The following is a 20,575-nucleotide window of genomic DNA, read 5'->3' as shown; positions in this document are numbered from 1 at the left end:
TTGTGTTCATATTTGTATTATACTATGGTTTATCAGTTAATACAATTACTATTTTGTCCATCTTCAATTACTTGCATAAATTACGATCAGAGTAATCACTACCGTAATAACAATACTGTTTAAAAGAAACGGATAAAATTAAAGTGTGCGTTCATATTGATGTAGTTATCAATGATGAATTTCTGCGGAAGGAGATGATGCTCCAGAGCCATGATCTCCTGATTTTCCTTAAAGGATGAAGCTTCTGATCCGCCAGCACTGGCAAAGCTCCGGGATTTCCGTTACAAACCCTCCCGATACACGCTGTTGATCGTAGCCTGGGCGTGCTCCAGCTCTTTCTTCCGGACGATGGCTTCCCTGTCACTTAAGATCGCCAGCATCTCATCGATCACATCCTCCACTCTGGGACTTGTCACCCTGTATAAATACCCCAGCATCCGTGTAGCTGTGTAATCGGTATTCATATGTTTATAGGCGATTTCCCGGCACAGCTCATCGGGATAGCCCTTATCCTGAAGCGCTCTGTAAAGCTCATCTGTTCTTGTATCTGCCATATGCTCCTGAGATTCCTTTCCTGTTTTTATTATAATTTCGCCAAGCGGATATTCGCGATCCGCTTTCGCTGGTTCCATCCATATTCAGTACAATAAATCGAACATTTCCCTTCCACTCTTCTGCATGATCACAAACGCAACCGCTTCACGATTTATCATCCTCATCCATGCCAGTTTCTTTACCAGCCTTATATATCCCCCGGATCCCCAGGATCAATGTCACGAAAATCCCTGTGATCAGTATCCACACCGGCCACATAGGTGCCGTTCCCAGATTCCCGCTGATCCCGGCATAAAGACATACTCCAATGGATAACAGCTTGATCACAGACATCATTTTTGACGCAATCTCAAAGATATGCTCTCTGTTTTCCTCTGTCACCTCAACTGGATAGTTCCACCACTGTGGAAATCTCTGACAGAACATCAGAAGTGCCAGGATCAGCAGCCCCAAAATCGGCTCCAGAAGAAGGCTGCCCTTCTTTCCATACCGGTCCGGGATCCCATGCGCATTAAAATGGATCGGCACCCTCTCCGGCAGATTTCCCCAGGTGGCCACAAGATACATCACGTACCCAAGGATCATCAAAAAGCAGAGCACATCTGTAATATTCCGCAGTTTTTTCTCAGACATTATCCATCCCCCTTTCATTGCAAAATAAACCCGTCTGTAAATCGAATACTCTCTTTTCTGTATTTTACACACAAATTACCTGCTTGTAAAAGTATTTTGCAAAAAATTACCTTACATAACAATATCTGTTAAGCACTAACGATTGCATACGAAATTTTTATATGATAAAATAGACATGTTGTCCAAAAACATATTTAAGAAAGGGAAAGAAATATGTTAGAAAAAATCTTCAAGCTGTCCGCAAATAAAACGGACGCCAAAACAGAGGTTCTGGCAGGTATCACCACCTTCATGACAATGGCCTATATCCTGGCAGTTAACCCGAACATCCTGTCCGCAACCGGCATGGATTCCGGAGCTGTATTCACAGCTACCGCACTGGCAGCCTTCCTGGGAACGTTGCTGATGGCGATCTTCGCCAACTACCCGTTCGCACTGGCACCCGGAATGGGTCTGAACGCATACTTTGCCTATACAGTTGTTATCGGTATGGGATACAGCTGGCAGTATGCACTGACCGCAGTTTTTGCAGAAGGTATCGTATTTATCGTTCTTTCACTTACCAATGTACGTGAAGCGATCTTCAATGCGATCCCTCTGAACCTGAAATCCGCAGTCAGCGTTGGTATCGGTCTTTTCATCGCATTTGTAGGATTACAGAATGCCAATATCGTGATCGGCGGCTCCACTCTGCTGCAGCTTTTCTCTGTAGATGGCTACAACGCAGCCAAGGGTGTGGAGGCTTCCTTCAACAACGTTGGGATCACCGTTATCCTGGCTCTGATCGGTATCATCGTAACTGGAATCCTGGTTGTTAAGAATGTAAAGGGAAACATCCTCTGGGGTATCCTGATCACATGGGGACTTGGAATCATCTGTCAGTTCGCCGGACTTTATGTTCCGAACCCGGAGATCGGCTTCTACAGCCTGCTCCCGGATTTCAGCAACGGACTCTCTATCCCGAGTCTTGCTCCGATCTTTGCGAAGCTGCAGTTTGACGGAGTTTTCTCACTGGATTTCCTTGTTATCCTGTTTGCATTTTTATTTGTAGATCTTTTTGATACTCTTGGAACTCTCGTTGGTGTCTCTTCTAAAGCAGGCATGCTGGATGAAAATGGCAAGCTTCCTAACATCAAGGGCGCACTTCTTGCAGATGCAGTTGCAACAACTGCCGGTGCAGTTCTTGGTACATCCACAACCACTACCTTCGTAGAAAGTGCTTCCGGTGTATCCGAAGGCGGAAGAACCGGACTTACCGCAGTGACAACTGCCATCTTATTTGGCCTGTCCCTGTTCCTGTCTCCGATCTTCCTGGCAATCCCGTCCTTTGCCACAGCTCCGGCTCTGGTGATCGTCGGTCTGTACATGCTCAGCAATGTTATCAGCATTGATTTCAGCGATATGTCCGAGGCGATCCCATGTTATGTATGTATCATCGCAATGCCGTTCTTCTACAGCATTTCCGAAGGTATCTCCATGGGAATTATCACATACGTAGCCATCAACCTGATCACAGGTAAGGCAAAAGAAAAGAAGATCAGCGCTCTGATGTATGTACTGGCAGTGCTGTTTATCCTGAAATATATTTTCCTGTAAAATATGGCAAAAAAATTCCCGGGAGTTTTGTCCCGGGAGTTTTTTTATTCCAGCAAAATATTCTTATTTCTTCGGCTGATACCGCATATTCGATACATTATAAACCGTAATAAACGCTTTCGGGTCCTCCTGGTTTATAAACTTCATCAGCTTCTGATATTCACCTTTATCTACGATGGTGATGATCTCACGGCGTTTTTCCATGTTGTAGGCTCCGATGGCCTCATAGATCGTGGCTCCGCTGTGCAGGTCATGAATGATAAACTGCCTCAGCTCCTCTTCCTTTTTCGTGATGATGCAGACACGCCGCTTGATATTATTGTCAAAAATAAAATGATCCAGAACGATTCCGTTAAAATACGTTCCCAGAATACTTAAGACCACCGTCTTTTTATCATACACAAGCGCCGCGGAAAGTGCCACGCACATACCGGAAAGAGACATGGCTTTTCCAAGTTCCATGTGGAGATACTTATTCATGATCTTCGCCACGATATCCAGTCCGCCTGAGGATGCATTCCGGTTAAAAAGAATGCTAAGTCCCACACTCACTACCAGAATATAACACAGAACATCCAGTTCCTGGCTATCTGTCATGGAACCGAAATTTGGAAAAATGATCTCAAACAATCCCAGAAACAACGGCAGCATTACACTGGTATAAACCGTCTTAACTCCAAACTCTCTTCCACAGGTAAAAAATCCAATGATCAGCAATACCACATTCAGGATCATGGTAATCGCCGACAGCTGCAGCGGCACAAAGTTGGAAAGCACGATTCCAAGACCGGAAATACTGCTGACCGACGTATGGCTTGGCACCAGGAAAAAATATACCGCTGCTGCGATGATCGCCACTGCTACGGTGAGAATCACGGTTTCCTTAACGATATCCGCATAATTCAGTTTCTTTTTCATGATTTCAGATACTCTTCCCATTCTTTTTCTTTAGCGCCCACCAGCACCTTGTCTTTCCCAACAAGGATTGGTCGTTTCACAAGCATCCCGTCTGTTGCAAGAAGCGCAAGCTGCTCTTCCTCACTCATCTCCGGAAGTTTATCTTTCAGTTTCATCTCTTTATAAATATTTCCACTGGTATTGAAGAAACGCTTCAGCGGAAGACCGCTTTTTTCCCACCAGGCTTTCAGTTCCTCTGCAGTTGGATTGTCCGTCTTAATATCACGCAAAGTATATTCTGCGCCACTCTCATCCAGCCATTTCTGAGCCTTTTTGCAGGTACTGCATTTTGGATAGCATACAAATAACATCTTATGTCCCCCTGTTCTTCGGCAGTAAATACGTAAATTCACTGCTGTCTTTTTTTTTGCCTACAGCACAGAATTTTTATAGAACTTTTTCACTGTACTGTCCAGGTTTTATTTTAACATAGACGATGCGGTATTTCTATCCTCTTGTTCCGACCATATCAGCTTCGATTCCTGTTTCATCTCATCCACAATTTTCTCCGCTGCATCCAGATCTCCCTTTGCTTCCAGCTCTGTTAATTCCAGACTCTTCTTTCCGGCCTCCTCACTCATATAATAAACCTCTGTTACCGTTTCCGGGATGCTATCATCTTCCGGTGATACTTCCTCTGTCTTTTTGGAAAAATCCTGAAGCAGCATGTCATCGCCTTTCAGTTCCAGAGTTCCTGCATATGGCGCGTCAATGGCGTAGACGAACTCTGTTTTTCCATCTTCCGTGTACTGTACTTTCATTCGGTTGATGAGATTATTGGAAGAATACAATCTATTATTTTTTACGTACATTCCGCTATTTTCCAGGGTCATGTATTTTTCGTTGAAATACCAGTGATTGTAGCCTGCTGCCGCAGCGATGAGTGTCAGGATAACTGCCACTGCTGCTGTCAGCACTCTGCGTATTATTAATTTTCTCCGGATTTTTTTCAGTGCGGCTACGCTTCCGGTATTTGCATTACTTTCAGTATTTTCCGTCCCACCAGTTCCACATCCTGCTACAGAAGCTACAGATGATCTTATCCGGGCCTGCTCTTTTCCCTGCTCTTCTTTCATGATCTCCAACATTTTTCTGCATTCCTGACAGGTTCCCATATGTTCTTCCACCAGCGCCCGACTGTCTTCGCTTAATATCCCATCTATATAAGATGGCATCAGATCCTGTATTACGTCACATGTAATCTTCATATTCCAGCTCCTCTCTGATCTTTACTCTTGCACGGTAATAAGTCACCCGCGCCCAGTTTTCACTTTTTCCAAAAAGCATTCCGATCTCACTAAACTTAAGCTCTCCGAATGTCCGCAGGGAAAAAACTTCTTTATACGGTTCCGAAAGGCCATGCAAAACTTTGTGGATCTCCATAGCCTGACTCCGCTGTGCCAGCTTTTCCTCCAGAAGCTCTCCGCCAGCGCTTTCTATTTTTTCCAGCTTCTCATCCCCGAGAAGTTGCTTCTTCTGTTTTTTCAGATGATCGTACAACGTATTCTTTGCAATCTGGCAAAGCCACACACGCACATCACAGTCACCCCGGAACTGATCTATCTTTTCCAGAGCTTTAAAAAATGTCTCCTGTGTCACTTCCTCAGCCAGCGATCCATCCTGTGAGATAGAACGGATATACCGATATACAATGTCAAAATATGTCCGGTAAAGTTCCTCTATGTTCATCGGTTTTTCTCTTTCCTCCCTTCTCACTTATAAGACGCACTGATCTCAAAAATGTTACAGAAAATTTTTCAAAATTTCGTCCGATATTTTTATTCCGGCGTTTCTTTTAGCACAAACGAAATGCCCGGTATAAAAATACCGGGCACAGCATTATCAGAATTTTCTTCTGACCTCCTCTTACACTCTGCTGCATACCTTCACATCGTTCCATGCTTTTCATAATATTTCTTTTTTTCCGCATACATAAGATCATCTGCTCTTCTCAGCATTGTCTCAAGCTCCGAAGAGCTTTCCTCCCAGACAACGCCAACAGAAACACTGATCCTTTTAGCAGCAATGCTGTCACAGATATCCCGAACCTTACTCCGAAAAATCTTCTCATCCATATCAAAACAGATGAGTACAAATTCATCGCCACCTACCCGGTAAGCATTTTCCGGCAGAATCGCAAGCATGGAACGCGCTGTATTTATGATCAGCCTGTCTCCGGCCTCATGTCCGTAAAGATCATTCACCCGTTTCAGACCATTGATATCAATATATGCTACGCCTGTTTTTATCACTGTTTTTGCCTGCATGCCTTCCAAAACCTGAATATACCTGTTCCTGTTATACAAGGTCGTCAGCATATCACGGTAGCTCATGTACTGCAGACACGCCTTACGCTCCTTGGCTTTCAGGCTGTCCGTTAAAAAGTACTGTATGGATGACAGCAGCGTATGATCCTCATAATGCAGTCTCGGATTATCTACCCCGAGAAATCCTATGATCTTTCCGTCACTGTTTAAAGGAACGGCCAGCAGCCTGGTAATGTCCTGCATCTTCAGAGTCTCATAATACGGCTGCCCCTGCTCCTCCTCAATATCCGGAATATAATACAGGCCATTTTTCCGAAAGCTGTCCATCCAGATATCCAGCATTTCCATGGGAACCTCCTGAAGATTATCCTTCTCAGCAGTCACTCCGTTCATGGCATACTCATAGGTATTTGTACAGACATTCCTCTTTTCATCGATCTGAACAATATAACTGCGATCTCCGTCAAAATACCCACTGATAATACGCAGCAGATTGGAGATCGCCGCATCTTCATCTTCTCCTGATATCAACTCAGCAATGCATTTATTCAGTATCGTTGCGATCTCAAGTCTTTCCTTTATCTTGCCCTCTCTGCTTATCAGCTGATACATTTCCTGATTCAGCTCCGTCATCGTCACGATAAACATAATGATCATGGAAATACCAACAGAAAAATCGATCAGCGACATTCCATACCTGAATGCCTGCACAGCTGCCGCCACTGCCGGAAGTACAATGCATGACAGCATAGAGAACAGGAGCTTCCTGCTGACTCTCTTTTTGTACTGGAGCAGAAGCGTAAGATCAATGAGCAAGCCTGCTGCCGAAAGAAGAATTGACATAATATATAACGGTGCCCGATGATAACAATTATCCCCATCTATGTAATAATACCAGTGAGTAAACTGCGAGATCACCACAAAAGCAACCTCTGCGGCAGCAATAACATATCCGGCTTTTACTCTTTTTAATGTTCTCCGCTCCCTCTTCGAAAACAGATAAACACACACATAAATGTGAAAACACAGCAGGACTACGTCACTTAAAAGGAATACGAGAAAACTCGAGATACGGACCATCACACTGCCCGGAACTCCGGGATATCCGCTGAAAATATGCGCCATGGCATCCATCAGCAATAACAGGGAAGCAAAACTCTCCATCAGGATAAGATACCAACGCTTTTCCCTGTCATAATTACTGCTCAGAAATATACATAATGCAGCTATGGCACAAAATACACATCCCCATATAAGTATCGCTACCTGCAGTACTTTTTCATCCGGCATAAAAAACACTCCTCACATTCGTCACTTACAATAAGTATTACACTTTACCGTGTAAAAGTCAACCTTCCAAAAAAATCCCGGAGTACATTGTCATACTCCAGGATTTTGTCGTCAACCGGATAAAAGCAACCGCATTCGCTACATAATTCTACACCAGATAACTGCTTCGCAGTTGATTCAGTTAAAGCTCTTCCCCGCAAGATTCAATCACTTTTTTGTACCAGTAAAAAGAATCTTTGCGGATTCTGGAAAAGTCTCCGGTCCCGTCATCATTTTTATTTACATAGATAAGCCCATAACGCTTCTTGAATTCTCCAGTGGAGGCACTGACAAGATCTGTACAGCCCCAGCAGGTGTAGCCGATCAGATCTACTCCGTCATGGATTGCTTCCTTCATCTGCTCTATATGGCGGCGCATATATTCAATACGGTAATCATCGTGAATCTTTCCATCCTCTGTCAGCTGATCCACCGCCCCAAGACCATTTTCCACGATCATGATCGGAATCTGATAGCGGTCATAGATCTGGTTCAGAACATAGCGAAGACCAGTTGCATCAATCTGCCAGCCCCAGTCGGAAGCTTTCAGATATGGATTTTTCAGATTGTCACTTCCATTTCCGGCCGTTTTCTCTCCGTCCTTTGTCACGCTGACACAGCTACTGGAATAATAGCTGATGGTGAAAAAGTCCACCGTACCCTTCTTGAGGATCTCTTTATCCTCCTGAAGAATCTCCAGCTGGATTCCGTGCTCCTCAAAGTATCTCGCTGCAAATCCCGGATAATATCCTCTTACATGAACATCACCGGCAATGGAATTGTGGATCTGCCCAAACTGCTGTGCATATAAGATATCATCCGGATGGCAAGTATATGGATAACCATTGTGATAAGCAAGCATACAGCCAAGCATAAACTCCGGATCGATCTCATGAGCCATGGAAACTGCAAGTGCACTTGCTACCAGCTGGTGATGCATTGCCTGATAACGGCTCTGCTCACATACATCCTTCGGGTCCAGCATTCCTGCACAGAATACCGCACCAAAGTCCTGCGTCAGCATATTGATCTCATTAAAAGTCAGCCAGTATTTTACCTTACCTTTATATCTCTCAAATAAAACCTTTGCAAATCGAAGATAGAAATCGATCATCTTACGATTTTTCCATCCGCCATACTCCAGAGAAAGATGAAGGGGATTCTCATAATGAGAGATCGTTATCAGCGGCTCAATGTTATATTTTCTCAGTTCGTCGATCACATTGTCGTAGAACTTAAGGCCTTCCTCATTTGGAGTTTCCTCATCCCCATTTGGGAACACTCTGGACCAAGAAATAGAAAAACGATATACCTTAAATCCCATCTCTGCAAAAAGAGCAATATCCTCTTTCCAGTGATGATAAAAATCAGTCGCCTGGTGATTGGGATAAAATTCTTCCGGTAACGGTGCCGGCGGTGTAAGACGACGTTCCTTATCCACACTTCCTCCTGTCAGGACATCTGCAATGGACGGGCCTCTGCCATCCTCATCCCAACCGCCTTCATACTGGTTTGCAGCGGTTGCTCCGCCCCAGAGAAAGTTTTCCGGCATACGGTTATAATTTTTCATATTTTAATTTTCTCCTTTTTATAAACATCAGGCGGATCTGTTATCTCCGCCTGATGTTTCGTTGTTATTCTTATACAATAGTCAGGAATTTATCTCCTGCATTTACAGCTGCATCTTCTTTTTCCATGCATACTGCTTTGATATAATCAGAAATATTGGTCACAACAACCGGTGTGATCAGATCATATCCTTCTTTCTTAATGGCATCCATATCGAATTCCACAAGAAGCTTTCCTTTTTTTACCTTATCTCCATCAGAAACATGGGATTTAAAATATTTACCATTTAAATTTACAGTATCAAGTCCGATGTGGATCAGAATTTCTGCTCCACTTTCTGTCACAAACATGATTCCATGTTTGCTGTCCATGATATTTGCCACCGTACCATCTGCCGGTGCATAAACCTTTCCTTCTGATGGAACGATTGCTGCTCCGTCACCTAAAACCTTATCAGCAAAAGTTTTATCCGGAACATCGGAAAGTGCTTTTACAGTTCCTGCTACCGGTGCACAAAGCTCGATCTTCTCTACAAGCGGAGCGTTCTGCTGTGCCGGCTGTTTTTCTGTATCTGTGTTCTGTACTTCATCCTCTGTCTCAGCCTTTACATCCTCAAATCCGAAGATAAGCGTAAGAACAAAAGCAGCTACAAAAGATACCACGATCATAATGATTCCATAAAGCAGATTGCTTAATCCCTTCTCACCGATAAACGCCGGGATCGCCATGATACAATTCTGTGCAATGTAAAGAGAAACCTGAAGAAGTCCTCCTACGATACCACCGATTCCGGCTGCTATGGAAGCTGCTACAACCGGTCTTTTCAGTTTCAGTGTAACACCATACAGAGCAGGCTCTGTGATACCCATAAGAGCGGAGACACCGGCTGCACTTGCCAGCTGTTTCATGTTGCTGTCCTTGGATCTTACAGCTACTGCAAGAGAAGCTCCGGACTGTGCAAGGTTAGAGCATACCTGAGATACAAAGATCAGTGTATCGGTACCACCGGTTGCAATGGCATTCAGTCCGATTGGTGTCAGCGCATGGTGCATACCGGTCATAACGATGAACGGGAAGGTTGCTGCAAGGATACCTACAATAATGAAACCAAGTTTTACGGACAGGAAGTTGATGGCTACCGCAAGTCCGTTACCAATAATTGTTCCGAGCGGTCCAACTACGATCAGGGCGATCGGTGCACTGATCAGAATTACCAGTGTCGGGTTCAGGATCAGTTTTACCATTTTCGGTGTGATCTTATCAACCAGAATCTCAATATAATGTGTGATCCATACCATCAGGATAACCGGAATAACGGAATAAGAATAAGTTGCTTTTGTGATCGGCAGACCAAACAGTGTGATGGCCGCATCACCAGCTACCATAGTTACAAAGGTAGGGCTTAAGTAAACACCGGCAATAAACAGCGCCAGTGACTGGTTCACGCGGAAAACCTTGGCAGCATTTGCTGCGATCAGGAACGGCATGAAGTAGAAAGTAACATCTCCGATAAAACTGATCACCTGGTAGGTACTGCTTGTTTCTGATACCAGATGAAAAGTTGTCAGCAGAGTAAGTACAACTTTGATCATACCGGCTGCAGTCAGGGCAGGGATCATCGGGGTCATACATCCGGTGATGGCATCGATAACTTTTGAAACAACACTCTTTGAGCTGTCAGAGTTCGCTGCCGGTGCATCATCGGTAGGAACACCTTTGTCCTCCAATGCCTTGTAAACAGCGTTCACTTCATTTCCTGCGATAACCTGGAACTGATCTTCATGCCAGTTAACGCCGGAGATCTCAGAAAGCTTTAAGATCTCTTTCTCGTTGATCTTCGATCTGTCTTTCACATAGAAACGAAGCCTTGTCATGCAGTGGAACAGACGGGTGATATTCTCTTTTCCGCCCAGTGCTGCAATCAGTGTGTCTGCAGTTTTTGCATAGTCCTTTTTCATTTGGGGACCTCCTTTAATAATAAATATTGAAATTTATATTAAAGGTCTTGCCTGAAAAGATACGCACATGGCACGTATTTCAGTAACAATCCATTAACACCTAACTTTATAAAACAATTTCTTTTCACAGATTTTTCAAACGTTTATGGTCTTCTGTGATCTTCTGGATATGAATCGTCAGATACAGCATTTCGTCCTCAGTCATAGCGTATTTATATTCCTCTTCCATCATAAGATAGATCATTTTTACACAGCCGTAAGCTTCTCTGTACTGCTCCTTGATGATCTTGAAAAGCTCCTGATTCTCATCATAGTGAAGCTCTTTATGAAGGAATCTCTGGGCAAAATATTTCAGATGCGTGAGAAACCGCTGATAATACAGATTATCCTCCTGAAATTCCATATTGTCATAATACTTCTCCACGATGTCCAGGATCTGATGTACGATAATGGAAATCTGATAGCTGTCCGTCTTGCCGCCATCTTCCGCATTCACAAAATGCAATGCAAAAAATCCTGCTTCATCTGCAGAAAGATCTACCTCGAACATCTCATTTACCTTTTTCAGTAATTCCAAGCCGATCTCATATTCCTTATGATAAAGCTGCTTGATATCCAGAAGCAGCATATTCTGAAGGCGGATCCCGTTTTCAAGTCTGGAGATCGCACCCATGATATGGTCGCTAAGGGAAAAATAAATACTGTCATTTAATTTCATCCCCTCTTTTTCCTTCACTTCATTTACAAAAGCTTCCACAAAATCCAGATATTTTTCCGGAATAGCAGTCAGATAACCCTGTATCTCCTTGCTGATCTGGGCATTTTCCGCAGTAAAGATCTTCTCGATCCTGGACTCCTCCACTTGCTGTCCTTTCTTTTTCTGAAAGGCAATTCCGCAGCCCTTTACAATAACTTCATGTCCCTGTCCATCCCTGGACAGTATCAGATTATTATTCAAAATCTTATGGATAACCATAGTCCTGTTCCCCCGCTGCCAAACAAATAAAAAAAGACCATTACAGTATATAGAAAACCTATTCCTATACTACTATAAGGTCTTGCCTGACGATAAATAAATATTTCAGTAACAATCCTTCTGATTCGTAACTATTTAATAACTGTACGTAATAGTATCAGAAAAAGTATATGTTGTCTATCTGGAATATTTAATAAAATATTTATAATATTTTTGTGAACTTTGACAAAATCCCCTGATGATCCTGCCATACGGATCAACGGGGGATTTTCTGTTCAGCTTTTTATTCTTCAAATCTCTTTTCCCTTTGTCGCAACGGCATGTACAACAAACGGTACAAACAATGTAATAAACGCCGCATATCCAAGGTATGCATATCCCTTCTTAACAACTGTCATCAGACCAAACTGTGCGATGGCAAATGCCAGGAATGTAAAGATTGCTGTAAAAACTGCATTTCTTCCAAGGTGTCCCTGCGCTTTTTTTGCCGGGCTGTCCATACGACGCTCCACTGCATTTACGCAGCGGGTCACAATACCGGAGATCATATTTACTGCTGTGGAAATAGCTCCAAGGATGATCAGCAGAGAAATGATCGGTGTCAGAATTCCGGCGCCTACACCGTTCTGGACCAGTACCAGCATCGGTACCGATGCAGATGCCAGTTCACTTACATATGCAATGGCAAGAAGTCCGAGGATGGAAAGCTCCATTGCACAGAAGTTGCATACAAACATCCAGATCGCTGCTTTGTTGATCTGTTTTTCGTCCGTTACATCCTCCATGTGCTGGTACATAACAGAAACAGATGCCAGCTGGAAGAAGAAATAAAGGACTGCTGAATAGAGAGCCGGTCCAAAGGCTCCGCTCTCGGAGGAAAGTACAGTCATTTCTCCGGAGGACATAGTATGGATGGAAGCTGTGATATCTCCCCACTGTGCAATGATATTCGGAACAAGTACCAGTACAAGACCGATGATGATCAGCACACTTAATGTAGAAGCACATTTTCTTACGACATTGGTTCCGAAAAGCGCGATCACAAAGATAAATGCTGCAATGATCAGTGTACAGAGCCAGTATGGGATCCCGAACAGTGTCTGCAGTGTGGAACCGCCGGTTGCAAAGGCTGCTGCTGATGCAGTTCCGATCATGATCAGGTAACAGATCTCATAGAGATTGGACATAACCGGTTTCGTTTTTCCGTAAAGACTGTCGGAAAAGCTTCTGTAATCGTAGGTTTTGTGTTTATAAGCATAGCGCATTCCATACCAGAAAAACAGTGCATACAATCCCTGTGTCACTGCCGGCAGGATCAGACACCAGATACCGTAGTTGATAAAGTACTGATAAATCTGCGCTCCTGATGCGAATCCGCCTCCGAACTGTGTGGTAAATGCGACGAACGCAAGTCCCATAGCCAGAGGCATTTTACTTTGTAATGATTTATTCTGACTCATCTCTCTTTCCCCCATTTTTTATTTATTATATTCGATGACTTTTCCCGGATTCAGGATCAGTTTATCATCGAAAGCCAGCTTGATGGCTTTATAAAGAGCGATCATTCTCGGGCCAGCAAACTCTTCCAGGAATTCCAGACGTCCGTTTCCGATACCATGCTCACCGGAAAGCTGGCCGCCCAGTTCTTTGGACAGTGCATACAGCTCTACCAGGCTTGCGTGGGTGGCTTCTTTCCACTCCTGGTCGCTCATTTCCGGTCCACGGAGCATCTCTGTATGGATGTTACCGTCTCCGCAGTGTCCGCAAGGCTCTACACGGATTCCGTGTGCGCTTGCAATCTTTTTGGCTGCTTTTACATACTCTGCGATCCTTGCTCGTGGAACAACTACGTCACACTCTTCCTGTGCGACAGAATCGGCTTTCATTCCTTCCAGGATTCCGCCTCGGACACTCCATACAGCACCTGCACGCTCCGGCGTTCCTGCGATACAGCAGTCCAGAGCTCCGTTTGCCAGAGCTGCTTCCGCTGCTGCCTCTACTGCGCTGTCAAGTTCCTGCTTACTGGAAGCATCATACATAACGATCAGCACTGCTTCTCCCTGTTTTACCGGGAACATTTTGTTCAGATTGCGTTCTACGATATCGATCAGTTCTCTTTCCAGAAACTCGATGGCTGTTGGCACAAACGGCAGCTCCAGAACCTTCGGAACCATGTCTGCACATTCCTCAAGACTCCTGAACGGCATTACAAGGGTACAGGTACAGGTCGGTGCGGGAAGAAGCTTCAGCGTTACCTGAGTCAGAATACATAAAGTTCCCTCCGAGCCGATCACCAGATCTTTTACATCATATCCCGTTGTGTTCTTCACAACGTTGGATGAAAAATTCATGATGGAACCATCCGGCATAACTGCCTCGATACAGCGGACAAAATCCCTGGTCAGTCCATATCGTACCGCCTTCATACCACCGGCATTTGTGATAACATTACCGCCGATGGAAGCTGTTTTTTCGCCCGGATCCGGCGGATAAAAAAGTCCTCCTGCTGCAGCGGCTGCCTGGATATCAATGAGCAGTGCTCCCGGCTCCGCTGTGATGGTCTGATTCTTTCTGTCGATCGGAAAGATCTTGTTCATGCGCATCACAGAAAGCATGATCCCACCATATTTACAGGTTGCTCCGCCTGCAAGTCCGGTTCCTGCGCCACGGCATACCACCGGGATATTTTCTTTATATGCGTAAGCCATGATGGCTGAGATCTCTTCTTTATTTAAAACCTCCACATAAAGCTCCGGAGGAAAAACTCCGTACTCCGGCATCTCATCACGATAATATTCTTTTGCGATCTCATCGCCGACCCATACACGATCTGAAGCAGTCACAGAACGGATGTAGTCAAAATCTTCTGAAGTCATTTTTTTATAGGGATATGCCATGACTTAATCCTCCTTCCGATTCTTTATCAGCTCTGTCAGCTCCGGTACAACCTGATACAGATCATCCACGATGCAGTAATCTGCAACATTAAAGATCTGTGCCTCCGGATCATTGTTGATCGCTACGATACAGTCAGATCCTGTCATGCAGGAAGTAAACTGGATGGCACCGGATACGCCGCAGGTGATGATCAGCTTCGGACGGACAGTTCTTCCGGAAAGTCCGATCTGATGTGCAACATCTCCGAATCCGTTTTCTACCATAGGACGGGTGAAGGCAAGCTGTCCGCCAAGGGCATCTGCCAGTTCCCGGCACATTTCCACATCCTTTTCATTTCGGACACCACGGCCTGCTACTACCAGAACATCCTCTTCCTCAAGGCTCTTTACCTTATCAATGATCCTGGATGACAGAATCTTGATCCTGGAATCTGCCATTTTTTCATTTACCGGACATACAACCACCTGACCATGCGGATTTTTTACTTTTTCTGCCTTGTCCATAACCTTATAACGGACCGTGGCAAACTGTGGTCTTGATTTGGTGATGCCGATCTGAGCCATGATATTTCCGCCGAAAGCCGGTCTGATCTGGATCATATCGGTGTTGGAACGGATATCCAATGTAGTACAGTCTGCAGTCAGTCCCGTATGGAATCTGGTGGAAAGCCTCGGCGCAAGGGAACGTCCCAACGCAGTAGCTCCGATCAGCACAGAGCTTGGCTTGTTTGCTGCGATACAGTCTGCAACTGCATCTGTGTAACAATCTGCGCGGAAGCCTTCAAAGCCTTCATGCTCATATACGTACACATTGTCTACGCCATATGGAAGAAGCTTTTCCGCATTTTCTTTTGTTCCTTTTCCTCCGACGATCACACAGTTAACCTGATAACCGACTTTGACCGCCATCTTTCTCGCTTCTCCAATCAACTCAAAGGTAACCGGATGGATCTCTCCTCTCTCCTGCTCCACATAGATAAGAAAGTTTTTCCATTTATCCTTGTCAAAGGATTTTGCCTTCTGCTCAAACCGGATGGCTTTCTCCGGGCAGTTACGAACGCAAAGCCCACACATACGACAGGCATCGCCTACAACAATTCCATTTCCCTCTATGGTGAGGGCCCCAAAAGGACATTTCTCCACGCATACTCCGCAGAGTACGCATTTGTTTATATCAAATTTTAAAAATTCCATGTTCCGCTTCCCCCTATATGATCTTCTTTCCGGTCAGGAGAGCCACAAGCTTGTCTGCCTTTTCCTTTGCAGTTCCTTCCAGATAAACCTGTTTTTCACTTTCCTCCGGCGCAAACATTTTTTCCACAGAGGTGGGGGAACCGATCAGTCCGTAACGGCTCAGATCCTGATCCGGCATATCTTCAAAGCTTAAGATCCGTACCGGACGGTCTGCAGTTGCCTTCTTTAATAAATAGGATGGCAGACGTGGCACGCAGGTATCCTTGTCAATGGTTAAAAGACATGGATACGGGATCTCAGAAACCTGAGAAACACTGACAAGATCCTGACGGACCTGAATGCTTTTTTCATTGACGTCCATGATCTCAGCTACCCATGCAGCATGTGGGATGGTCAGATGCTCTGCAATGGCCGGACCAACCTGGGCTGTGTCACCATCTGTGGTCTGTCTTCCGCAGATGATCAGATCTGCACCGCCGATCACCTGGATTCCCTGTGCTAACGCATAAGAGGTTGCCAGAACATCCGCTCCCGCAAATTTTCGGTCTGAAAGGATTACGCCCTCATCAGCACCCATGGTATAAGCATCCCGGATCATCTCTTCCGCCTGAGGCGGTCCCATAGTAAGAACGGTTACAGTTCCGCCTGTTTTTTCCCGGATCGCAAGGGCTGTTTCCAGTGCAAACAGATCATATGGATTAGTCCTTGTCTCACCGGACATTCGTTTCATGGCACCGGTTTCCGGATCGATATCAACCTTGGAAGTTGCCGGTACCTGCTTCATACATACAACGATCTTCATTTTCTATCTTCTTTCCTGTATTTTCACTTTTATTTTTTGCTTTAAAACGTTAAACATCTGTATAAGTATAGCATTAACGTGGTGTAAAGTCGAGAGGGTTTTGGTGATTTTCACAAAAAAATATATAATTCGAGCAATTTTGTGGGCGGATATAGCTAAATCCAGCGGATTTTGGGCCATAAAACATTGAAATATCTGAAATGGGTGTTTATTTGCGCTCAATAATGAGATGCTTATATATAAAAAAAGTCTGAATTCCATCTTACGTTTCTTTTACGTAAGCTGAAGTTCAGACTTTTTTTCGGTTTTATTTTTCTATTAACATAAGCATCCCGCTTATCAGGCTGTTTTCTTTGTCAGAAAAGATACAAATCTCACATGACGATCCAGCTCATCCCCTATTAATCCGATCACTTTTCCCATAGTAAAAGCCGCAAGGATCGTACCGATCCCAAGTCCGTCCAGATGACCAAAGATAATGCCTGTCATAAGTCCGGTTACTGCAAGACAGGTAACATCAAAGCTGACCTTAATTTGGGAATATTTGAATTTCGTGATATCCGAAAGTTCTCTCGGAAACAGATCGGTTGGGATGATCGGCAGACCGCACCGGTTGGAAAGAGCAATTCCAAAACAGATCAGAAGATAGCTGATCACAAAATAAAGCACTCTGAATCCCATTGCCGTCGGCAGTATATTGATCTCCGATTCATAGAGATCCAGCATCTCGCTGAATGCAAATCCCACAACAAAACTGAACAAATATGGTACCACAAATTTTTTCCGCATGATCATCAGTGATAAGATCAGAAGTCCCTGAAAAATATACGTCCAGGTTCCAAGTGTAACATGTGGAAATACTTCCGAAAAAGCATAAGGCACACTTGATATCGCTGAAATGCCCGACCCGGAATAAAGCATAAGCACTACTCCCAGGCTGTTGATCAGGATCACGATTACCAGCGCCAGTTCTCCTCTGATCACCGGTAATTTTCTGTTACTTTGTAAATGACTGTCCTCCGCTGCTCCAGACATTTTAAAAAGCCTCCATTCTTTATGTGAAATATTTGATTATTTTTCTCATATAATTTAAGACTTTTTTTCAGGAAAGTCAATGAGCCGGCAACAAATGCGGATAAAATATCTACATTCGCCACCGGCTCATATATTATTTTGCATAAAAAATATTTTTTATTTCTTCAGATAAAATTCCATGTATACAGGATCGTGATCGGAATAGGAATATCCGGTATTTACATTTTCATATTTTGTACATTCCACATTATCTGAAATAATAAATCCGTCCAGCGTCACGGTATACGTCTCACCGGGTACATATTCCATATCTGCGTTGCGGGCACTGTTCCAGAGATCTTTTTTTTCATCTTCGGACAGCTGATCCAGACAAAAGGAAAAATGCTCCGGGAGTTCTGACCGCGGAAATGGGTAGGCCCAGGATTCAGGTTCTGCTTCCTCTGAATCGTCAGTATCTGCCTGCGTATCGCTGCTTTCGTTGGCTTCATCTGATTCTTTCGATTCTGCAGATTGCGTATCCGCAGCCTTCAGATCATGGTTGAAATCCCCACCGCAGATCACATAATTCCCAGCCTCATACTCTTTCTGCATATCTTCACTGAGCATCCGGATCTGGCCTTCCCGGATAGCATCGCTGTTTCCGTAAGCAGACATATGCAGTTCAAAGATCACCAGTTCTTTTCCGTTATCCACCGGCACCCTTGATCGTTTCCTTTACACTGTCCTTGCTTTTCGCCCAGGAGGATTTTTCGCCATCCATAAAGAAGCTGAAATCCGGGGTGTAGGCACCAAAACCGATATTATATGTAAGTGCGGAGTATTTTTCCCCGGTTGTAATGGCATCACCTAATGATGTGTTGTCTGAAATTGTCTCAACCTGCAGTTCCTGGTTGTCCTCGATGCGGTGGTAGCTGGCATAAAGATAGATAATGTACACCGCCAGGATCAGCACGATCGCAAGAATGATAATGCCGATCACTTTCAGGATTTTTCTTTGCTTTTGTGTTCATGGTTCACCTGCTTTCTTTATATCTGTTAATAACTCTTTTAACATATTTTTCCAATAAGCGGATAAAATCATCCGCATTCGCTGCTTGCTCATAACCGAATAACTTTTCCGCAGTTTATATAAAAAATATGTACGCCTAAGCCATTGCTTATATTTCTTCACAATTGTAGCAGTAACCCTTCCTAGTTCGGTTAATTTCCCAGATTTCTATAATTGTAACATGGTTGCATAGCCGGTGCATCAGAAAAAACAAAAAGCCCCGAAATTTTTATAATCTCGAGACTTTTTGCAATCCTGACGCACATCCTCACGCCCGTACATCCTTCTTCTTCAAGATCCACCCGGCCAGTACAAACAACACCATCAGCCACAAAACACAGCTCAGAACAAACAGTCCATAACCGCCGCTTAGCACATCCTCTTTTTTATTCGCATTCATCCCAGCCTGCATCAGACAATACGGCCAGGCCAGTGCAAAACCTTTCGATCCTGCAAACATGCCGGTAACACCTCCCACCAATCCCAGAAAGATCGGCACTGCGAAGCTTCGGATCATCATAGCAAGAACCAACTGTGCAGCAATAACAGCCAGCGCTCCCACAGCTCCTCTCAGAAGAAAAAATGGCAGTCTCATTGATGGCCAGCCTGACAGATGTGCGAAGATTTTTCCACAAAATACATACAGTACAAATACAAATATATGTGTAAGCAGAGCCAGTTTTGCCACCACCGCAAATTTCGCTATGAACAGGTCCAGCGGCTTTACCGGACTTGCCATGATCAGATTCCAATTATGCCCAAGATGTTCCAGCCGCCACAGATATGCTGCATAGGCCGCAACCATGGCTGGAAAGAAAAACATGGAATAAAACAACGTATGCTGTGTCCACAGACTGTACCATCCGTCCTTGAGGATTTCCAGATTCTGCAAATAATTGAAAGTTCCATATCCGGCAGAGATCACCGGCAGGAGAAAAAACATCGCCCAGATCGGGGACGCGTGAAGTTTCCGGTTTTCTGCTGCAATGCATCGTTTTAACATCTTCTACACCTCCTGTTTCTGCACTTTTCGCCATGCCACATAAAACAACACGGCTCCCAGCACAACGGTAAAGATCAGCAGGCCCCAGTTAAATGGCCGTGTACCATAAGTAACCATATGAGTAATTTTATCCCAGTTTGCCACTTCGTAAGCCCCCAGCGGAACAAAATATCCCCACGGCACAAAGTAACTAACAATCTGCGGCATAAATGCAGAAAACAGTCCCACCAATGCACCCACAATTCCAACGCAAAGCGCCAGCACCGGATTCCCAGATATTAATATAAGAAGAAATTCCAAGAAAAAAAGCATCAGGTTCACTGCCAGGATACACACTGTCATATAAAGAAACTGGTCTACAGGAAATACTTCCGTATATCCATGGATTTTTCCAAGAAAAACTACGCTTCCCATTTCCAGAGTTGTTATCAACAGAATCTCCAGGATTCCGAACAATGCTTTCCCCATAAATAAATTTCTGCGGCTTTGCAGCGTATAAAGCAGTTTCGTGGTATTTCCCTTAACCTCCATATCCCACAACCGGCTGGACAGCAATGACATCATGACGGGCAAAATGATCGTATTGATAACAGGAACGCTGTAAAATAATGCGCTGTATCCATTAGCCAGTTCCTCCGGACTGGACGGTGACAGGCCGCCTACCCAGATTATCATAAGCACCGGCACCAACAGACAAAGCAGAAGGTCGTGCCTGTGGCGGGCTTTCTTAAGTTCTACCTGAAATGCTTTGGTCAT

At 44.4% G+C, this 20,575-nt stretch carries 20 protein-coding genes; 1 reads left to right on the top strand and 19 read right to left on the bottom strand.

Annotation, left to right across the window (positions count from 1 at the left end; translation table 11 throughout):
* Positions 1-281 precede the first annotated feature (281 nt).
* The gene (locus tag DWW77_RS14420; protein WP_059086966.1) at positions 282-554 is read right to left on the bottom strand and encodes a hypothetical protein; all 273 of its coding nucleotides are present in this window, start codon (positions 552-554) and stop codon (positions 282-284) included.
* 145 nt (positions 555-699) lie between these two features.
* A complete protein-coding gene (locus tag DWW77_RS14415; RefSeq protein WP_173740140.1) occupies positions 700-1,188 on the bottom strand; it encodes a DUF1648 domain-containing protein in 489 nt (162 codons plus the stop codon).
* Between the two features lie 213 nt (positions 1,189-1,401).
* Between DWW77_RS14415 and DWW77_RS14410 the strand changes: the two genes are divergently transcribed.
* Entirely contained in the window at positions 1,402-2,784 is a 1,383-nt protein-coding gene (locus DWW77_RS14410; RefSeq protein ID WP_015526334.1) for an NCS2 family permease, read from the top strand.
* Between the two features lie 63 nt (positions 2,785-2,847).
* On the opposite strand, the gene DWW77_RS14405 is transcribed toward DWW77_RS14410, so the two are convergent.
* The 17 genes from DWW77_RS14405 to DWW77_RS14325 form a co-directional block, all read right to left on the bottom strand.
* On the bottom strand, positions 2,848-3,702 hold the full coding sequence (locus tag DWW77_RS14405; RefSeq protein ID WP_015526335.1) for a YitT family protein: 855 nt from the start codon (positions 3,700-3,702) through the stop codon (positions 2,848-2,850).
* A complete protein-coding gene (locus DWW77_RS14400) occupies positions 3,699-4,052 on the bottom strand; it encodes an arsenate reductase family protein (RefSeq protein WP_015526336.1) in 354 nt (117 codons plus the stop codon). The genes DWW77_RS14405 and DWW77_RS14400 overlap by 4 nt, the downstream gene beginning before the upstream one ends.
* Before the next feature lie 108 nt (positions 4,053-4,160).
* On the bottom strand, positions 4,161-4,949 hold the full coding sequence (locus tag DWW77_RS14395; protein ID WP_118608978.1) for a zf-HC2 domain-containing protein: 789 nt from the start codon (positions 4,947-4,949) through the stop codon (positions 4,161-4,163).
* Entirely contained in the window at positions 4,933-5,430 is a 498-nt protein-coding gene (locus tag DWW77_RS14390; RefSeq protein ID WP_118608977.1) for an RNA polymerase sigma factor, read from the bottom strand. Before DWW77_RS14390 ends, DWW77_RS14395 begins: the two co-directional genes overlap by 17 nt.
* Positions 5,431-5,627: 197 nt before the next feature.
* Entirely contained in the window at positions 5,628-7,298 is a 1,671-nt protein-coding gene (locus DWW77_RS14385) for a diguanylate cyclase (RefSeq protein ID WP_118608976.1), read from the bottom strand.
* 181 nt (positions 7,299-7,479) lie between these two features.
* Positions 7,480-8,907 (bottom strand): glycoside hydrolase family 1 protein, encoded by a 1,428-nt coding sequence (locus DWW77_RS14380; protein WP_118608975.1) that lies wholly within the window; start codon positions 8,905-8,907, stop codon positions 7,480-7,482.
* Positions 8,908-8,977: 70 nt separating this feature from the next.
* A complete protein-coding gene (locus DWW77_RS14375; RefSeq protein WP_118070853.1) occupies positions 8,978-10,864 on the bottom strand; it encodes a beta-glucoside-specific PTS transporter subunit IIABC in 1,887 nt (628 codons plus the stop codon).
* Between the two features lie 124 nt (positions 10,865-10,988).
* Positions 10,989-11,840 (bottom strand): BglG family transcription antiterminator LicT, encoded by an 852-nt coding sequence (gene licT, locus DWW77_RS14370; RefSeq protein ID WP_059086637.1) that lies wholly within the window; start codon positions 11,838-11,840, stop codon positions 10,989-10,991.
* A 290-nt stretch (positions 11,841-12,130) separates the two neighbouring features.
* Complete coding sequence (locus DWW77_RS14365; protein WP_092072300.1) at positions 12,131-13,300, bottom strand: YkvI family membrane protein; 1,170 nt, start codon at positions 13,298-13,300, stop codon at positions 12,131-12,133.
* Positions 13,301-13,318: 18 nt separating this feature from the next.
* Complete coding sequence (locus tag DWW77_RS14360; RefSeq protein WP_021976221.1) at positions 13,319-14,737, bottom strand: FAD-binding oxidoreductase; 1,419 nt, start codon at positions 14,735-14,737, stop codon at positions 13,319-13,321.
* 3 nt (positions 14,738-14,740) lie between these two features.
* A complete protein-coding gene (locus tag DWW77_RS14355) occupies positions 14,741-15,931 on the bottom strand; it encodes an electron transfer flavoprotein subunit alpha (RefSeq protein ID WP_118608974.1) in 1,191 nt (396 codons plus the stop codon).
* A 13-nt stretch (positions 15,932-15,944) separates the two neighbouring features.
* A complete protein-coding gene (locus DWW77_RS14350; protein ID WP_021976223.1) occupies positions 15,945-16,733 on the bottom strand; it encodes an electron transfer flavoprotein subunit beta/FixA family protein in 789 nt (262 codons plus the stop codon).
* A gap of 339 nt (positions 16,734-17,072) precedes the next feature.
* Positions 17,073-17,768: a DUF6198 family protein gene (locus DWW77_RS14340; protein ID WP_118608972.1), complete on the bottom strand. Its 696-nt coding sequence runs from the start codon at positions 17,766-17,768 to the stop codon at positions 17,073-17,075.
* 156 nt (positions 17,769-17,924) lie between these two features.
* Positions 17,925-18,467 carry a hypothetical protein gene (locus tag DWW77_RS14335; RefSeq protein WP_330603441.1) on the bottom strand — a complete coding sequence of 181 codons (543 nt, stop codon included), beginning with the start codon at positions 18,465-18,467 and terminating at the stop codon, positions 17,925-17,927.
* On the bottom strand, positions 18,454-18,747 hold the full coding sequence (locus DWW77_RS18575) for a hypothetical protein (protein WP_330603442.1): 294 nt from the start codon (positions 18,745-18,747) through the stop codon (positions 18,454-18,456). Before DWW77_RS18575 ends, DWW77_RS14335 begins: the two co-directional genes overlap by 14 nt.
* Positions 18,748-19,084: 337 nt before the next feature.
* Positions 19,085-19,819: an ABC transporter permease gene (locus DWW77_RS14330; protein ID WP_118608971.1), complete on the bottom strand. Its 735-nt coding sequence runs from the start codon at positions 19,817-19,819 to the stop codon at positions 19,085-19,087.
* Between the two features lie 3 nt (positions 19,820-19,822).
* Positions 19,823-20,575, bottom strand: coding sequence for an ABC transporter permease (locus DWW77_RS14325; protein ID WP_118608970.1), 753 nt, complete (start codon positions 20,573-20,575; stop codon positions 19,823-19,825).

Source organism: Ruminococcus sp. AF17-12, assembly GCF_003479245.1.
In the GTDB taxonomy this organism is placed as follows: Bacteria; Bacillota; Clostridia; order Lachnospirales; family Lachnospiraceae; genus Blautia_A; species Blautia_A fusiformis.
This window is presented reverse-complemented; position numbering and strand designations above follow the sequence as displayed.

Excerpts from the sequence above, each read along its gene's own strand:
- DWW77_RS14420 (WP_059086966.1), bottom strand. The coding sequence starts at position 554 with ATGGCAGATACAAGAACAGATGAGCTTTACAGAGCGCTTCAGGATAAG.
- DWW77_RS14415 (WP_173740140.1), bottom strand. The coding sequence starts at position 1,188 with ATGTCTGAGAAAAAACTGCGGAATATTACAGATGTGCTCTGCTTTTTG.
- DWW77_RS14410 (WP_015526334.1), top strand. The coding sequence starts at position 1,402 with ATGTTAGAAAAAATCTTCAAGCTGTCCGCAAATAAAACGGACGCCAAA.
- DWW77_RS14405 (WP_015526335.1), bottom strand. The coding sequence starts at position 3,702 with ATGAAAAAGAAACTGAATTATGCGGATATCGTTAAGGAAACCGTGATT.
- DWW77_RS14400 (WP_015526336.1), bottom strand. The coding sequence starts at position 4,052 with ATGTTATTTGTATGCTATCCAAAATGCAGTACCTGCAAAAAGGCTCAG.
- DWW77_RS14395 (WP_118608978.1), bottom strand. The coding sequence starts at position 4,949 with ATGAAGATTACATGTGACGTAATACAGGATCTGATGCCATCTTATATA.
- DWW77_RS14390 (WP_118608977.1), bottom strand. The coding sequence starts at position 5,430 with ATGAACATAGAGGAACTTTACCGGACATATTTTGACATTGTATATCGG.
- DWW77_RS14385 (WP_118608976.1), bottom strand. The coding sequence starts at position 7,298 with ATGCCGGATGAAAAAGTACTGCAGGTAGCGATACTTATATGGGGATGT.
- DWW77_RS14380 (WP_118608975.1), bottom strand. The coding sequence starts at position 8,907 with ATGAAAAATTATAACCGTATGCCGGAAAACTTTCTCTGGGGCGGAGCA.
- DWW77_RS14375 (WP_118070853.1), bottom strand. The coding sequence starts at position 10,864 with ATGAAAAAGGACTATGCAAAAACTGCAGACACACTGATTGCAGCACTG.
- licT (WP_059086637.1), bottom strand. The coding sequence starts at position 11,840 with ATGGTTATCCATAAGATTTTGAATAATAATCTGATACTGTCCAGGGAT.
- DWW77_RS14365 (WP_092072300.1), bottom strand. The coding sequence starts at position 13,300 with ATGAGTCAGAATAAATCATTACAAAGTAAAATGCCTCTGGCTATGGGA.
- DWW77_RS14360 (WP_021976221.1), bottom strand. The coding sequence starts at position 14,737 with ATGGCATATCCCTATAAAAAAATGACTTCAGAAGATTTTGACTACATC.
- DWW77_RS14355 (WP_118608974.1), bottom strand. The coding sequence starts at position 15,931 with ATGGAATTTTTAAAATTTGATATAAACAAATGCGTACTCTGCGGAGTA.
- DWW77_RS14350 (WP_021976223.1), bottom strand. The coding sequence starts at position 16,733 with ATGAAGATCGTTGTATGTATGAAGCAGGTACCGGCAACTTCCAAGGTT.
- DWW77_RS14340 (WP_118608972.1), bottom strand. The coding sequence starts at position 17,768 with ATGTCTGGAGCAGCGGAGGACAGTCATTTACAAAGTAACAGAAAATTA.
- DWW77_RS14330 (WP_118608971.1), bottom strand. The coding sequence starts at position 19,819 with ATGTTAAAACGATGCATTGCAGCAGAAAACCGGAAACTTCACGCGTCC.
- DWW77_RS14325 (WP_118608970.1), bottom strand. The coding sequence starts at position 20,575 with ATGACCAAAGCATTTCAGGTAGAACTTAAGAAAGCCCGCCACAGGCAC.